Here is a 14,894-nt window from a genome sequence, read left to right on the forward strand (position 1 = left end):
ACGAACCTGATCCGGCCGGACCCGGACGGTCAGCATCCAGCCAAAGGAACCACAGGAAGACCCGATCATGCACAAGATCTTCAAAGCCGTCGCGACTTTGACCGCGGCCGGACTCCTGCTCACTGCTTGCGGCGCCAGCCCCAATGCGCGCACTAATTCGGCGAATGCCGAAGGTGAGGCCCCCGATTCCCTCGTCTTTGCGGTTGTTCCGACCGACGACAGCAAAGAGCTGGAGAACAGCTTCAAGCCGATTGTGGAGGCGATCGAGAAGGAAACCGGGCTCCCGACGAGCATCGAGGCGGTGAGCAGCAACGCGGGCGTGATCGAGGCCCAGGTGGCCCAGCGGGTAGACGTCGCGACCTACGGCGCATTCTCCTACTACCTGGCCAAGGACGTCGCGGACGTCACTCCGGTTGCCATGGACCAGCGCACACCGGAATCCGGCTCGGGCGCCGTGCAATCCCTCGGCGTCGTTCCTTCCGGTTCGGATATCGGCCAGCTGGCGGATGTGAAGGGCAAGGACGTGTGCTTCACCGACCCGGCTTCCAGCACCGGTTACCTGGCCGCGGCGGCGGGCATGATGGAAGCCGGCATCGACCCGGAGAAGGACATCAACCCGATCTTCGCAGGATCGCATGATGTTGCGGTGACCCAGATGCTCGCCGGCGACTGCGACGTAGCCTTCGTGGCGGCCACCTTCATCACGGACTTGCTGCCGGCCCGCGGCATCCTCCAGGACGGCGATGTGGAGACCGTCTGGACGTCCCCGGACATTCCTGGCACACCGCTCGTCGTCGGCAACTGGTTGCCCGAGGAACTGCGCACCAAGATCACCGAGGCCGTTTTCAAGTACGACGCCGTCACCGGGGCCGAAGCGGGTCTCTGCCCGGACAACCAGCGCGAGGCGCCCGAGGCCTGGGGCGACGAGTACGCGGGCCAGATGGCCTGCGAGTGGGGCGGCACCGGCGCTTTCGCCTTCGAGCCTGCTTCCGAGGCCGATTTCGACTCGATCCGCGAAATCTGCGAAACCACCCAGGCCGAAGTCTGCCGCAACGAGTAGTCCCCAAGGAGCCACACGATGACCGCCGCCACCCGCCGCCCACACATCACCGAAGCCCAGGCCGCCGCACCCGCCGCCGGCGCTGCGGACATAGCACCGCCCAGCTTGCTCCTCCAAGGACTCGGCATGAGCTTTGGCGGAAAACAAGTGCTTGGCAACGTCAATCTCGAGGTCCGCCCCGGACAGTTCCTGGCCCTCGTCGGCCCCTCGGGTGCAGGCAAATCCACGCTGCTGCGCCTCATCAACGGCAGCCACCGCCCTACCGCGGGCTCTGTCTCCGTGCTGGGTGCCGATCCTGCTACCTGCAGCCGGAGGGATCTCCAGAAGCTGCGCACCCGGGTGGGCTTCGTCTTCCAGCAGTTCGGCCTCGTCGGGCGCCTCAGTGCCCTAGAGAACGTGCTCATGGGGACCTTGGGATCCCTGACGATGCCGCGCTACGGCATTTCTACGTACCCGAAGGCCCTCCGGGAAAGGGCCGTGGCGAACCTGGAGCGTGTGGGGCTAGTCAACGAGCGGTTCCAGCGCTGCGATACGCTCTCCGGCGGCCAACAGCAACGCGTGGCCATCGCGCGAACGCTCATGCAGGAAGCCGAGATCGTGCTTGCGGACGAACCTGTGGCGTCCTTGGACCCCAGCGCCAGCCTGTCGGTGCTCACTACTCTGAAGAAGCTCAGCGCCGAAGATGGCTTCACCGTGGTCTGTTCCCTGCACCAGGTGGACCTGGCCCTGCAGATCTCGGACCGGATCGTTGCGGTCCGTGGCGGCTCGCTCATTATGGACACCCCCACCGAAGCAACGTCGGAAGAGGCCATCCGGGCGATTTACCAGCAGGCGGGGGATCAACCGTGAGCAGCACGATGCAGGACAATCCCGCCGAGGCGCGGCCGCTGCGGGGCGGAAGCGCCGACGGGGAAATCGTCACGGTGACGACCGGACCGTCCGCACACCGGACCGGCAAGTGGGCGGGCGTCTCGGCCGCAACGCTGGGCATCCCTCTTGCCTACCTGGCGATCACCGCCTTCGGTACCTGGTGGATCGACATCCGACCATCGGCTCTGGCCGCGGGCGTGGGCGACATCGCACGGCTCCTCGAGCGAATGCTTCCGCCCACCACGGGTCCGCTCCCGGACCTGTTGGCGCTGGCGTTGGAGACCCTCTGGATCGCCATCGCAGGTACGGCCATGGCGACTCTCGCTTCCGTGTTCCTGGCCGCGGCCGCCTCACGCCGCTACACCGGGCCCAGGGCAGTCCAGTGGCTCGCCCGCGCGATCATCATCGTGACCCGCGCCGTCCCGTCACTGATCTTCGCCATCCTCTTCGTCCGGATTTTCGGCCTGGGTCCGCTCGCGGGCGGCCTGGCTATCGCCTTCCACTCCGTCGGCATGATCGGCAAGATGATGGCGGACAGCTTCGAGGAGCAGGATCCTGCCCCGCGTGAGGCGATTGCCTCCGTCGGTGCCACCCAGTTGCAGAACTTCGTCTCGACGACCCTGACCCGCGCCCTGCCCGCGCTGGCGTCGCTGGTGCTCTACCGGCTGGACATCAACATCCGCGCCTCGGCGGTACTGGGGCTCGTGGGCGCAGGCGGGATCGGCGTAGCCCTCCAAACGGCCATCGGCTCGTTGAACTATCAGCGGGCGGCGGGCATCATCGCCGTGATCGTGGCCATGCTCCTGGTCCTGGAGCTGGTCTCCTACGTGGTGCAGCGTGCCGTTGCCGAACACGCGGACGAGCATACACAGTCGCAGCTGCACCGGGCAGGCACCCACCCTGCCACGCCAGGCTGGGACCGCGCCCGCGCACTGAGGACCGGCGGTGCCGTGGCGGCCGCCCTGCTCTTTGTCTACTCGCTGAGCCAACTCTCCCTCAACCCGGCACGGCTTGACCAGGCGTGGGAGAACGCGCTGGCCCTGCTCTCCGGCTTCGTGCCGCCGGTCTTCACCGCGGAAGTCGCCCTGGGTATCTTCGAGAGCGTCATCATGGCCCTCACGGCCACGTCCTTCGGCGTGGTCCTGGGACTCGCGATTGCGGTGCTGTCCACCCGCCACCTCGTTCGTTTCGAGCCCCTTTCCCTGGCCCTGCGAGGCATCGTCGTAGTCCTGCGGGGGATCCCCGACATCATCTACGCCCTCGTTTTCGTCGCAGCCCTGGGCCTCGGTCCCTTTGCTGGTTTCCTGGCCTTGTCCCTCTCCTGCACCGCGCTGGCCTCCAAGTTCTTCACCGATTCGCTGCAGAATGTCGACCCCGCTCCCCTGCGCGCCCTCGAAGCAACCGGGGCCAGCCGGCTGCAGGTATTCGTTAGCGGGGTGTGGCCGCAGTTCGTGCCCAGCTTCATTGGGAACAGCCTGTTCACATCTGACCTGGCCCTACGCGAATCCGCTGTGCTGGGCATCGTCGGAGCCGGAGGGATCGGTTTCCTCCTCGACGAATCGGTCGCCACTCTTCACTACCAACAGACCGCCGGCATCCTGATCGGGCTGATCGTCGTCGTCGTAGCCCTCGAGTCCGTGGCCCGCTGGGCCAGAAGAAAGGTCATCTGACATGGGCCAGTGCCCCGTAGGCTTCACCGCTGCCGTGCAAGAGCGGCCGGCGGACACCCGAACAGCCAGCGAGCGCGGGTCCGAATGGTCGCCGGCTCTGGACGAAACGTTCGGCAGCGCCCACCAGGACTACGCCCGGCTGCGCCGGAGCAACCCCTTTCCCTGGAGCAGCGATTTCGGCGGATTCTGGTCCGCCACCACGTACGAGGACATTGCTCGGGTCGCCCAGGACGACGACCTGTTCATCACCTCAGTGCAGAACGTCGTGCCGCATGTGCCCCGCTCATCGCGCCGTCCCCCTTTGCATTTCGATCCGCCCGAACACACGGCGTACCGGGAGGCGATCGATCCGGTCCTCCGGCGGTCCTTGCTGCGCAATCACGAGGCCGCCTTCCGGGCGAGCGCGGAAGAGCTGCTGGACGGGATGCTCGCCGGAGACGGCGCGGACGGGGTCCGCGACTTCGCCGCTCCGTTCGTGATGGACTGCTTCGCTGCGTTCCTCGGCGTCCCTTCCTCGCTGACGCGGCACATCAGGGACATCGGTGTCCGCTACGCCTTCGCCATCCAGGACATGGACAACGAGGTGATCGGCGAGTGCAGCGCGGAGCTGTACCGGATTGCGGAGCAGGTCTATCGAGACCGTGTGTCGGCCGGCGCCGACCCGCGGCGGGACCTCGTCTCCAGCCTCCACCACGCTGCCCTTAGCCCGGACAACCACATCACCGAAGGGACCGCCATCGCCACCATCCGCCAAATGATCGTGGCAGGAATGGGCGCTCCCCAGGCAGTACTGGGCAGTTGCGTGGTGCATCTGGCCCAGGACCAGGACCTGCAGCGGCACCTTCGTGAGCATCCCGAGGAGCTTCCGTCCGCGATCGAGGAGTTCCTCCGCCTGCATGCGCCCTACCGGGTGTTTGCCCGCACCGCGCGGCGGGACACGGAGTTGCACGGACGCCTGGTGCGCGCAGGCGAGCCCATCGCGCTGATCTTCCCCTCTGGCAATCGGGACGGGACCGCCTTCCCGGATCCGGACACGTTCGTGCTGCGCAGGCCCAACAACTCCCATCTTGCTTTCGGCCGGGGCGCCCACAAATGCCCCGCGGCCACGATGGGCCGTCTGGAACTACTCATCGCGCTGGAGGTACTCCTGGAACGCACCGAAGCCTTCGCGCTGGCTGGCGACGTCGTGATGATGAACTGGCTCGAGTACGGACCACGCTCCGTCCCCCTGCAGTTGGCAGGACGGACAGCGGCAGGCAAGCAGGCGGCGTCGTAGTCACCGCGATGGCAGAATCAACGCATGTCCACTCCAGCGCCGAGCCTGCCGCGCTTCCAGCAGGGAGCACGCCCCCAGCAGCTGCTGACCGTCCTGCTGGGAGACTACTGGCACGCACGCAACGAGCCGATCCCCTCGGCGGCGCTCGTGGAGTTGCTGCAGGGCTTCGATGTGACCGTTACGGGGGCGCGTGCAGCCATTCAGCGGCTGGCCCAGCGAGGCTTCCTAGTGGGGATAAAGGCGGGACGCCAGACGGCCTACGCGGTGCCGACCATGAGCCAAGACAGGATCAATGCGCACGTGCGCTCGCTCTTCATGAGCCACCTGCCGCAACAGTGGGACGGCGCCTGGACGCTTGTCGGCTATTCCCTCCCCGAGGATGCCAGGGGCACGCGGCGGGCCCTGCGCGAACAGCTGCGCCAACTGCGCTTCGGGAACCTGTACGACGCCCTCTGGATCCGGCCGGGCGACCATTTGGCGGCGGTTCGCGACTTGCTGGACGGCCTCGGCAGCGCGCTCGATCCCGAACACGTTACGGTGTTCACGGGAGCACGACTGCCGGAGGGAACGGGGCTGAGCGCGGTAGCCTCCGCCTTCGACTTGCCGGCCTTGGCCGAGCAGTATCGCGAATTCCTGGACCGTTGGGAGCCAGTCGCTTCGCGGCTGCAGGACGGGCTGGAGGCCGCCCTCGAGGTCTCGCCCGAGGCGGGAGCCAGGCCGGGGGACGCGGCCCTCCGCTTGCGCACGTCGATCATGGCCGACTGGCGCACGCTGCGCAGGCTCGACCCCCGCCTGCCGCACGAACTGCTTGGCGAGGACTACCCCATGCATCGGGCTGTAGCGGCCTGCTGCGCCATCTACGACGCCCTCGGGCCGCCGGCGGAAGCCGCCTTCCGCCGTATCCTGCGCGCACACGATGGGCATCTGGCCGAGCTGGTCACGCACCACACTTTCGCAGCCTCTGCTTCACTGCTTTCCGAGGCGTAGGCGCGCCGCGCAATTACACGCGGCGCAACAGCACCTTTCCCCTTATCTCTTTCGCATCGCAGCCGGCCCTTTCATGAGCCGTGCCGCTGGAAGGATTTTCCATGCCCCAACATACGTCCGGTCCGTTACGTCCGTCCCGGAGACCACGTAGACTCTTGGCGGCCACCGCAGCGGCCTGCCTCGCACTCCCCTTAATCGGCGCCGCTACGTCAGCCGTATCGCCGCCTTCCGCGAAGGCCGCTCCTCTGGCCGGCAGTGCCGCCGTCGAAAAGCGCGGCACGCTTCCCGGCGGAGGTCGATATGTCCTCTTCGAACCCGCGCAGTGGAACGGCATCGTGCTGGTATGGAATCCGGGCTACGGCAGCAGCGGTGCCCCGACAGCCGCCGCCGGACCCACGAACCCGGTCAAGGCGTGGCTGCTGGACCAGGGCTACGCCCTTGCCGGAACCACCGCATCCTCCGGCGGCTGGGCCGTCGAGGATCTCGTCGCTAACCAGCCTGACGTTCTCCGGATTGTCAGCGCAGAGCTCGGCGAGCCCGAGGAAGTCATTGCCTGGGGTGAGTCCATGGGTGGCCTGACCTCCGCCGCCGCCTTGGAAGCGCACCCGGAACTCATCGATGCCGCATTGCCGTTGTGCGGCTCGGTCTCCGGCGCGGTTCCAATGCTGAACGGTGGCCTGGACGGCACGTTTGTGCTCAGGATGCTCCTTGCACCCGACGACGAACGGCTCGAACTGGCCGACGTCCGGAACGAAGCCGCGCGCCAGGCGGCCTTCCGCGAGGTGCTGGAGGAAGCACAGGCCACCCCCCAGGGCCGGGCACGTATCGCTCTTGCCGCCAGCGCGGCCCAGATACCCGCGTGGACCCAGGCCTCGGACCCGGAGCCTTCAAAGGGAGACCTGGCAGCGCAGCAGGAACAGCTCTACGCAGCATTCATGTTCGGGGTGGTTTCTCCCCGGCAACCGCTGGAAGCCCGCGCCGGCGGAAACTTCTCTTGGAACACAGGGGTGGACTACGGGCAGTCGCTTGTCCATTCGGGCAACGCCCAACTGGTCCGTGCCCTCTACCGCGAGGCAGGCCTGTCCCTGTCCGAGGACCTCGGCACCCTCGCCTCCAGCGACCGAATTGCGGCCGACCCGCGCGCCGTCGCCTACATGCAGGAGAACGCTACACCTGAGGGCAAACTCTCCGGGCCGGTGCTCACCCTGCATGAAACGGGTGACACCGCACCGACCGTGGCGCAGGCCGCGACCTACGAGGACCGCGTGCGGGCTAACGGCGACAATGCGCTGCTCCGGCAGGCCTTCGTGGATCGGCCGGGCCATTGCGACTATGCCGATGCGGAGATAGCCGCCATGGTCACTACCCTCCATGAGCGCCTTGACGAGGACCATTGGGCCGATTTGGCACATCCTGCCTCCCTGAATGCCCTGGCCGACAGGATCACCGCGGAGAGCGGCCTCGAGCGCGGAGGCTCCTTCGCCAGCTACGCACCGAACAGCATGCTCCGCCCCGAACGGGAGGTACAACGATGACCAGAATTATCCAGACCCCAACCAGGAAAAGCCGGGCGGCAAAGGCCCTTTGCCTGGTCGCCCTCATGGCCTCGGCAGCCCCACTGTCCGCGGCACCCGTTTCCGCTTCTCCGCCAGCCTCCAGCCCCACTGCCGTGCCGTTCACCGGAGATCTAGCCCCGGGAAAGGAGCTCATCCGGGAAGGCACCTTGGGCGGCGAGGCTCCCTATTCCCTCATCAAGCCTGCCATCTGGAACGGCGCCATCGTCGTTATGCCGGGCCGCCCGGACCTTGCCGGTGTCACCGCACGGTGGCTGGTCGAGCAGGGCTATGGCGTGATCGGCTACGACTTCACGGCCAACTGGGACCTGGAACTGAACCGTGACAATGCGGGTGCCGCCGTCAAAGTGTTCACGACCGTCGCCGGAGAGCCTGAAACCGTTGTCGTGAACGGCAGGTCGCAGGGAGGGCTGACCACGCGCATTATCGCCGACTCCCGACCGGAATGGCTCGACGGCGCCCTGCCGATGTGCGGCGGCGGAGCGGGGTCCGTCAGCACCTGGAACTATAAGCTGGATACCGCGTTTGCACTCCGGGAGCTCGTGGATCCGGGCTCACCGATGAGGATCCAAGGTATCACCGACCGCCAAGCCGAACTCCAGGCGATGAATGACCTGGTGGCCACGGCGGCGTCCACCCCTGAGGGACGGGCCCGTGCCGTGCTCGCAGCGGCCCTTGGAAAGATCCCCGCCGTGGATCCTGCAACCGACAGGGAAATCCCCGAGACGGACCTGGACGCCCGCATCGACCGGTACATCGACCATCTGCCATTTGCCATGGGCTCCCACGTCCGCGCCGGATACGAGCAGACGGTCGGCGGCGTCTTCTCGTGGAACACCGGCGTGGACTACGTGAGGTCGTTGAAGGAGTCCGGTCGATGGTCCGAGATCATGGCTGCCTACCGGGCCGCTGGTATCTCCCTCGAAGAGGATCTGGATGCGCTTGCCTCCGCGAAACGGCTGTCCGCAGACCCTGAGGCAGTGGCCTTCGTTGAACGAACCGCAACTTTCACGGGTGAGCTCTCAGTCCCTGTGTTGTCCCTGCACACTAACGGCGACGGCGCCGGGACCACGGCGGACGACCAGGCCTACGCGTCGGTGGTCCGCTCGACCGGCTCCTCGCCGCTGCTACGCCAACTGTTCGTTTCGGCTGATGGCCACTGCACCTTCACCCCGGCCGAAGAAATCGCTTCCCTTCAGGTACTCTTCGAGCGGATAGAAGACGGCCGCTGGGGCGCCACGTCCCCGCAGGCCCTCTCCTCCGTGGCCGCCGAGGTGAAGGCCCGTTCGGAGCTGGACCTGGGCGCGTCCCGTTTCACCCAAGTCTCCACGGCCGGCACGCCCGCCCGCATGTGGGATGCACGGGACTGGGGAAGCTACAGCCGGTAAGACTGGCGGTAAGGCCCGGCGCCAAGCCGGCAATGGCGTTGTTGCTGCCCCGAAGTCTGTGGCGGCAACAACGCCTCCTCCGTTATAGGCAATGCCTGTCCAATCGCTCGGGAGGGGCTGCCCGCCGTCGTCGCTGCCTTACTGCTGCGGGAGCAGCGCTGCCATGTCCGGCTTCTCGTCGATCAGGCCATCTTTGAGGGAAATGTCGGCGATGGCCTCGAGGGAGTCCGTGTTTACCTCCTGGGCGAACTTCGGCAGGGTGAGCTGCTCGATGATGGCGGGGTCCAGCTGGGTGTAGGTCGGCAGGATCCCGCGGACCTTGTCCGGATTGGCGTCGGCGAAGGCCTGCGACTCCTTCATGGCGGCAGTAAAGGCCTCGGTTTCCCCGGACTTCTGCTGGGCGATCTGGTCCGAGGTGAAGTAGACGGCCACGGTGAGGTCGTCCACGGGATGCGCATAGTTGGAGAAGACGGGGGTGGCGCCGTCGCCCTTGGCCATCGTCACGAAGGGCTCGACGGCGGCGATGGCGTCCACGTTGTCCTGCTCCAGGGCTGCGCACATGTCCGGGAAGGGCATCTCCACGTAGTCGATGCTGGCGGCGTCTCCCCCGGCTTCTTGCACGGCCGCGCTGATGGTGGAGTCGGAGATATTGTTGAGCGTGTTGACCGCAATGCTCTTGCCGGCCAGGTCCGCGATCTCCTTGATGCCGCTCTCCGGCTTGACCATCACGGCGGCGAAGTCCGCATCCTGGTCGCCGGTGGAGGAGGAGCCGCTGGCGAGGATCTGCAGCGGCAATCCCTTGGACCGGGCGATGATCAGCGACGTTACGTTGCTGAAGCCGAAGTCCATCTGTCCGCTGGTGATGGCCGGGACGATGGCGGCACCGCCCTGGGCAGGCGTGAGTTCGACGTCGAGCCCGTGCTTTTCGAAAATGCCCTCCTGCACGCCGAGGTAGATCGGGGCGACGTCAACGATGGGGATGACACCGACGGTGACGGGTGTGAGGTTCCCGCTGGCCCCGGAAGACGCAGCCGCCCCCTCCCCGCCCGAGGGGCTTCCCCCGCCGCAAGCGGTCAAAGCAAGGACCGCCGTCATCGCCAGAGCCGCACCGAGTTTCTTCATGCTTGTACCCCTCACACCTTCCCCGCGCACGATTGTGCGTTGCGCCACATACTAACTATTGCCATAGTGAGTGGTCAACGGCGGCGGGTTGCACCTTCATCAAGGTCCGACCGGGAACCCAAGACGGAGGAACTGATCTGCCCGTAGGCGGGGAGCAAGTCACGTCCAATTTAATCGCGTTGCCGCGGGGGCACGGTGAGGCTGTGGTCAGATGGGACAATGCGCGTTGACATTTCCCCGGAGGAACTGGGGCCCAAGGACTTCTACAAGTTCCTCACGTCGGTGATCATCCCGCGGCCCATCGCCTGGGTATCGACGATCAGCGCCGACGGCGTGCTGAACCTGGCGCCGCATTCGTTCTTCACCGTGGCGTCCACCGATCCGCCCATCGTGCAGTTCACCCCGACGGCCCGCAAGGACAGCCTCAACAACGCGGAGTCGACGGGCGAGTTCGTGGTCAACTTCGCGCCGGAGGAGTTGTTCGCGGACATCAATGGCACGGGCACCAATTTTCCGCCGGAGGTCAGCGAGTTCGACGCCGTGGGGTTGGGCACGGAGCCGAGCCTGACCGTGCGTCCACCGCGGGTGGCCGAGTCCCCCGCGGCCCTCGAGTGCCGTGTGCACGAGATCATCCCGGTGGGCAATTCGTGGCTGGTGCTGGGGCGGGTCCTGCACGCCGCCATTAATGAGGAGATGATGGAGGGCGGCCACCCCGAGGCGACCCGGCTGAAGCCGCTTGCCCGCCTGGGGCGCAATGAGTGGAGCCGGCTGGGGGAGATTGTGCGGATCGACCGGATCCCGTACCGCGACTGGCCGAAGGACCAGCTGACCCCAAAGGACCGGAGCTGATCTAGAGCTTTTTCCAGGCGGCGATCGCGGTCTTCTTGCGGCCGAAGAGGAAGTAGGCGGTGGGACCTATGAAGCTGATGAACGAGCCCACGGCCCATGCCGCCTTGGGTCCGTTGATCTCCGCGGCGGGCCGTTTCCTCAGGTCGCTCAGCGCCGCGACCATGAGGCTCAGCTGGACGCCGATGGAAAGGAGGACGGACACCTTCTGGGCCGTGGTCAGTTCGTTCCAGGACTTCTTCTGTCGCATGGCTGCTCCCTGTCATATTCGCTGGTGAGCCCAGTGTACGGTCAGCGTCGGTGGGCATAATAGGGCCCATGAGCATCATCAAGATCAACGCCATCACCGTGCCAGCAGACTCCGGCGACGAGCTCGCCAAGCGCTTCGCCGCCCGCGCCGGGGCGGTGGACAACCAGGACGGCTTCGAGGGTTTCGAACTGCTGCAGCCCACCGACGAACGGACCACCTGGCTGGTCATCACCCGGTGGCGCGACGAGGAGTCCTTCGAAACCTGGAAGAACTCCAAGGCCTTCGGCCGCGGGCATGCGCAGGCCGAGGGCGAGTCCCCGCACAAACCGGTGGGCATGTCCGCCGAGCTGTGGAGCTACAAGGTCGCCGGGGGCTCAACCGGCCGGCAGGCGTAGCCCGGCCGGCCTAACCGGTCAGCCGTCGGTGCGCTGGTAGCTCCAGGGCAGCGAGCTGACGTCCAGCCGGTGCCGACCCCCCGCCCGGGGGCCGGCAGAGGCGTCGGCATCGGGATAATCCGCGTCGCCGGACCAGAGCACCAGTCTGCGTCCGTCGGCGTCCGCCCGCTGGCGGCTCTGGTAGGTCTCGGGCTCACCCGTCCGGGCGCGGCCGAGGGCGGTCTCGACGTTGGCACAGCCGGAGAGCCAGTGCAGCGTCACCCAGGTGGGCGGGATCAGGGACATGGCTCCGGCGGCATGCCGGGACAACGCCTCCCTCGGGCTGAGCCACGCATAATCCTCGAGCTCTCCCACGTTCAGGACGATCTCCTGTCCAGGCACCGGCGCGGGCGCAACAAAAAAGTAGGTCCGGAAACGGCGCGGCTGTACGGAGTCCGGAATCCACACGGACAAGTGGACCAACTGGTCGGCGTGCACCTGAAGCCGGGTCTCTTCCCAGGTTTCCCTGACGCCGGCGCGGCGGGCGGCGAGCACTTCATGCGCATCCGCCCTGCCGCCGTCGTTGGCGTCATCATGCCCGCGGGGACCAAAATCCTCCGGATCCACCTTGCCGCCCGGAAACACCCAGGCGCCGGCGAAGGAGCCGGTCTGGGGCCGCTCCAGCAAGAGCACCTCAAGGCCGCCGGGCACATCCCGCAGCAGTACCACGGTGGCAGCAAGAACCGCAGGCGGCATGATCGGGCCCCTTCTTTTCGACGCGCACAGCTGGCTCCAACGTACATTGCCCGCCGCTGCCCCGCGCAATACGAGGCGGAGGCGAAGAGCTGAAAACGTTGCGGCGGCCGCGAATATTCGGGCGGCCGCCGCTCAAATGGTGGATGAAGCTTAGTTGGCCGGATCCAGCACGAAGTTGTGAGATGACTTCGCGGCCGGAGCCGTCGGCCTTGTCCTGCGGGTCAAGGACCAGCTCGGGCTTGACGGCCGAGGCGATGTCGTCGGACAGGTGCTCATCGCCTACGAAGTAGAGCTGGGCGGTGATCTCCTGGTACCCCTCGGCATGGACCTTGACGTGAATGTGCGCCGGGCGCCAGGCATGCCAGCCGGCCGCGGCGATCAGCTGGCCGCAGGCACCGTCCGTCGGAATCTGGTAGGGAGCCGGCTGCATGGTGTTGATCTGGAAGTAGCCGTCGGCGTCGGCGACGACAGTGCCGCGCAGGTTCCATTCGGGCAGGCCGGGCGCGTACTGCGAGTAGAAGCCGGCGTCATCGGCGTGCCAGATTTCCACGATGCCGCCGGGCAGCGGTTCGCCGGCCACGTTGGTGATGCGGCCTTCCCAGAGCAGCGGCGTGCCGGACTCGTCTTCACGCATCGGCAGGGTCGCCGGCGATTCCAGCTTCGGTGCATCCGGGACGTAGTAAGGACCCTCGATGCTGCCCTTGCTGCCCTCGCGGCTCTCGTTGGCCACTTCCTCCACGGAGTGCTCGACCCAGACGTCGAGGAACAGCGGCCATTCGCCGTCTTCGCCGACCTTGATCAGCCAAGCCTTGAAGGCGTTGTACTCGTCGTACGTCACCTTCTCTTCGAGCACCGTATCGTTGACGGCCTTGACGAGGCGCGAGGCCAGGAGGTTGACGCGCTCCTGGCTGGTGCCGGCGGCGAACTTCTTGTTTTCGTGGAAACGCTCCGTCGCCTTCGCGCCTGAAGCGGCGGCAGTGGCTTGGGTTTCAGCAGTCATGTCGGTTCCTTCTCTCGTACTGTTCCGGGCCCCTTCGCCCGGCAGCGGCTGCTCGAACGTGCTGCAGCCGGGCAACCCCAACAGTGGGCCCGGGCACATCTGATTTTGCCCTGCAGTAACCGTAGCCACATTTTTTAGGACCAACAAATACAAATATCCCGCCGATTAGTATCAATCACGTCTCAATCCACCCCTAGGTCAAGCCTAGGGGTGACCCTAGTGTGAGCCGCGCTTCCTGCTGGAACAGTTGTCGCTAAATGTCGAGCAGCATGTGACAGCCACCACGCTACTCAGTGGTGGTGGCCATAGATGAAGGAGACGTACATGACCCGGACACTGAGCGCTGTCGGCGCAACACTGGACGATGCCGTCGTAGAGGATCACGAGAACGGAGTTCATCGGGCGAAGCGGAGCATCTTCACGGACGAGGAGCTGTTCGAGCTAGAGATGAAGCACATCTTCGAGGGCAACTGGGTGTACCTGGCGCACGAGAGCCAGATCCCGGAGATCGGGGACTACTTCACCACGTACATCGGCAGGACCCCGGTGGTCATTTCCCGCTCCAAGGACGGCGAGCTGAACTGCCTGGTCAACGCGTGCAGCCACCGCGGCGCGATGCTGTGCCGGCGCAAGACGGACAACCGGACCAACTTCACCTGCCCGTTCCACGGCTGGACGTTCAACAACAAGGGCAAACTGCTCAAGGTCAAGGACTCCCGCGGCGCCGGCTACCCCGAGCAGTTCAACAAGGACGGCTCGCACGATCTGACGAAGGTCGCCCGTTTCGAGTCCTACCGCGGGTTCCTCTTCGGCTCCCTGAAGGCAGACGTCAAGCCGCTCGAGGAGCACCTGGGCGACGCGACGAAGATCATCGACATGGTCGTGGACCAGTCCCCGGAGGGCCTGGAGGTCCTGCGCGGGTCCTCGACCTACACCTACGACGGGAACTGGAAGGTCCAGGCCGAGAACGGCGCGGACGGCTACCACGTCTCCGCCACGCACTGGAACTACGCCGCGACCACGGCCCGGCGCACCGCGGGCGAGTCCACGAACGAGACGAAGGCGATGGACGCCGGGACCTGGGGCAAGCAGGGCGGCGGCTACTACTCGTTCGAGCACGGCCACCTGCTGCTGTGGATGTGGTGGGGCAACCCCGAAGACCGCCCGCTCTACGAACGCCGGCAGGAACTGGCCGCCGAATTCGGCGCGGAGAAGGCCGAGTTCATGGTCGGCGCGTCCCGCAACCTGTGCCTGTACCCGAACGTGTACCTGATGGACCAGTTCTCCTCGCAGATCCGCCACTTCCGCCCGATCTCGGTGGACAAGACCGAGGTCACGATCTACTGCATCGCCCCGAAGGGCGAGTCCGACGCCGCCCGCGCGAACCGGATCCGCCAGTACGAGGACTTCTTCAACGCCTCCGGCATGGCCACCCCCGACGACCTCGAGGAATTCCGCTCCTGCCAGAAAACCTACCTCGCCGAAACCGCCAAATGGAACGACCTCAGCCGCGGCGTGGCACACCAGCTCAACGGCCCGGACGAACAGGCCCGAAAGATCGGCATCAACCCGCTCTCCAGCGGCGCCAAGACCGAAGACGAAGGCCTCTACCCCGTCCAGCACGGTTACTGGGCAGAAACCATGCGCAAGGCCGTTGCGGCGGAAGAAGCCGAAGAACGCGCTGCACAGGCCCAGAACTAGCCCGGATAAGGATTCCTGCC

At 66.2% G+C, this 14,894-nt stretch carries 13 protein-coding genes and 1 pseudogene; 10 read left to right on the top strand and 4 right to left on the bottom strand.

Going from position 1 to position 14,894, the window contains the following annotated elements; translation table 11 throughout:
* Positions 1-67 precede the first annotated feature (67 nt).
* From OC550_RS15095 to OC550_RS15125, 7 genes are all read left to right on the top strand, one after another.
* Entirely contained in the window at positions 68-1,060 is a 993-nt protein-coding gene (locus tag OC550_RS15095) for a phosphate/phosphite/phosphonate ABC transporter substrate-binding protein (RefSeq protein ID WP_262106741.1), read from the top strand.
* 18 nt (positions 1,061-1,078) lie between these two features.
* A complete protein-coding gene (phnC, locus tag OC550_RS15100; protein ID WP_262106742.1) occupies positions 1,079-1,909 on the top strand; it encodes a phosphonate ABC transporter ATP-binding protein in 831 nt (276 codons plus the stop codon).
* Positions 1,906-3,600 carry a phosphonate ABC transporter, permease protein PhnE gene (gene phnE / locus OC550_RS15105; protein ID WP_262106743.1) on the top strand — a complete coding sequence of 565 codons (1,695 nt, stop codon included), beginning with the start codon at positions 1,906-1,908 and terminating at the stop codon, positions 3,598-3,600. Before phnC ends, phnE begins: the two co-directional genes overlap by 4 nt.
* A gap of 1 nt (position 3,601) precedes the next feature.
* On the top strand, positions 3,602-4,876 hold the full coding sequence (locus OC550_RS15110) for a cytochrome P450 (protein ID WP_262106744.1): 1,275 nt from the start codon (positions 3,602-3,604) through the stop codon (positions 4,874-4,876).
* Between the two features lie 24 nt (positions 4,877-4,900).
* Entirely contained in the window at positions 4,901-5,863 is a 963-nt protein-coding gene (locus OC550_RS15115) for a PaaX family transcriptional regulator C-terminal domain-containing protein (protein WP_262106745.1), read from the top strand.
* Between the two features lie 335 nt (positions 5,864-6,198).
* The gene (locus OC550_RS15120; protein WP_262106746.1) at positions 6,199-7,398 is read left to right on the top strand and encodes a S9 family peptidase; all 1,200 of its coding nucleotides are present in this window, start codon (positions 6,199-6,201) and stop codon (positions 7,396-7,398) included.
* Positions 7,395-8,825 carry a hypothetical protein gene (locus OC550_RS15125; protein WP_262106747.1) on the top strand — a complete coding sequence of 477 codons (1,431 nt, stop codon included), beginning with the start codon at positions 7,395-7,397 and terminating at the stop codon, positions 8,823-8,825. The genes OC550_RS15120 and OC550_RS15125 overlap by 4 nt, the downstream gene beginning before the upstream one ends.
* 138 nt (positions 8,826-8,963) lie before the next feature.
* On the opposite strand, the gene OC550_RS15130 is transcribed toward OC550_RS15125, so the two are convergent.
* On the bottom strand, positions 8,964-9,947 hold the full coding sequence (locus OC550_RS15130; protein WP_262106748.1) for an ABC transporter substrate-binding protein: 984 nt from the start codon (positions 9,945-9,947) through the stop codon (positions 8,964-8,966).
* Positions 9,948-10,166: 219 nt separating this feature from the next.
* On the opposite strand from OC550_RS15130, the gene OC550_RS15135 reads away from it, so the two are divergent.
* Positions 10,167-10,796 (top strand): flavin reductase family protein, encoded by a 630-nt coding sequence (locus OC550_RS15135; protein ID WP_262106749.1) that lies wholly within the window; start codon positions 10,167-10,169, stop codon positions 10,794-10,796.
* A gap of 1 nt (position 10,797) precedes the next feature.
* Here the strand turns inward: OC550_RS15135 and OC550_RS15140 are convergent, their stop codons facing one another.
* On the bottom strand, positions 10,798-11,043 hold the full coding sequence (locus OC550_RS15140; protein ID WP_262106750.1) for a PLDc N-terminal domain-containing protein: 246 nt from the start codon (positions 11,041-11,043) through the stop codon (positions 10,798-10,800).
* A gap of 68 nt (positions 11,044-11,111) precedes the next feature.
* Here OC550_RS15140 and OC550_RS15145 point away from each other — a divergent pair, with 68 nt between their 5' ends.
* Complete coding sequence (locus OC550_RS15145; protein ID WP_262106751.1) at positions 11,112-11,438, top strand: antibiotic biosynthesis monooxygenase; 327 nt, start codon at positions 11,112-11,114, stop codon at positions 11,436-11,438.
* 18 nt (positions 11,439-11,456) lie between these two features.
* On the opposite strand, the gene OC550_RS15150 is transcribed toward OC550_RS15145, so the two are convergent.
* A complete protein-coding gene (locus OC550_RS15150) occupies positions 11,457-12,173 on the bottom strand; it encodes an NUDIX domain-containing protein (protein WP_262106752.1) in 717 nt (238 codons plus the stop codon).
* A gap of 150 nt (positions 12,174-12,323) precedes the next feature.
* Positions 12,324-13,173: pseudogene (gene catA, locus OC550_RS15155) on the bottom strand (catechol 1,2-dioxygenase).
* Positions 13,174-13,497: 324 nt separating this feature from the next.
* Between catA and benA the strand changes: the two are divergent.
* Positions 13,498-14,874, top strand: a complete 1,377-nt coding sequence (benA, locus tag OC550_RS15160; RefSeq protein ID WP_262106753.1) for a benzoate 1,2-dioxygenase large subunit — start codon at positions 13,498-13,500, stop codon at positions 14,872-14,874.
* The last annotated feature ends 20 nt before the right edge of the window (positions 14,875-14,894 follow it).

It is taken from the genome of Arthrobacter sp. Marseille-P9274, assembly GCF_946892675.1.
In the GTDB taxonomy this organism is placed as follows: domain Bacteria; phylum Actinomycetota; class Actinomycetes; order Actinomycetales; family Micrococcaceae; genus Crystallibacter.

Bases quoted from the DNA above. Each gene is read 5' to 3' on its own strand.
- OC550_RS15095 (WP_262106741.1), top strand. From the start codon at position 68: ATGCACAAGATCTTCAAAGCCGTCGCGACTTTGACCGCGGCCGGACTC.
- phnC (WP_262106742.1), top strand. From the start codon at position 1,079: ATGACCGCCGCCACCCGCCGCCCACACATCACCGAAGCCCAGGCCGCC.
- OC550_RS15110 (WP_262106744.1), top strand. From the start codon at position 3,602: ATGGGCCAGTGCCCCGTAGGCTTCACCGCTGCCGTGCAAGAGCGGCCG.
- OC550_RS15115 (WP_262106745.1), top strand. From the start codon at position 4,901: ATGTCCACTCCAGCGCCGAGCCTGCCGCGCTTCCAGCAGGGAGCACGC.
- OC550_RS15125 (WP_262106747.1), top strand. From the start codon at position 7,395: ATGACCAGAATTATCCAGACCCCAACCAGGAAAAGCCGGGCGGCAAAG.
- OC550_RS15130 (WP_262106748.1), bottom strand. From the start codon at position 9,947: ATGAAGAAACTCGGTGCGGCTCTGGCGATGACGGCGGTCCTTGCTTTG.
- OC550_RS15135 (WP_262106749.1), top strand. From the start codon at position 10,167: ATGCGCGTTGACATTTCCCCGGAGGAACTGGGGCCCAAGGACTTCTAC.
- OC550_RS15140 (WP_262106750.1), bottom strand. From the start codon at position 11,043: ATGCGACAGAAGAAGTCCTGGAACGAACTGACCACGGCCCAGAAGGTG.
- OC550_RS15145 (WP_262106751.1), top strand. From the start codon at position 11,112: ATGAGCATCATCAAGATCAACGCCATCACCGTGCCAGCAGACTCCGGC.
- OC550_RS15150 (WP_262106752.1), bottom strand. From the start codon at position 12,173: ATGCCGCCTGCGGTTCTTGCTGCCACCGTGGTACTGCTGCGGGATGTG.
- benA (WP_262106753.1), top strand. From the start codon at position 13,498: ATGACCCGGACACTGAGCGCTGTCGGCGCAACACTGGACGATGCCGTC.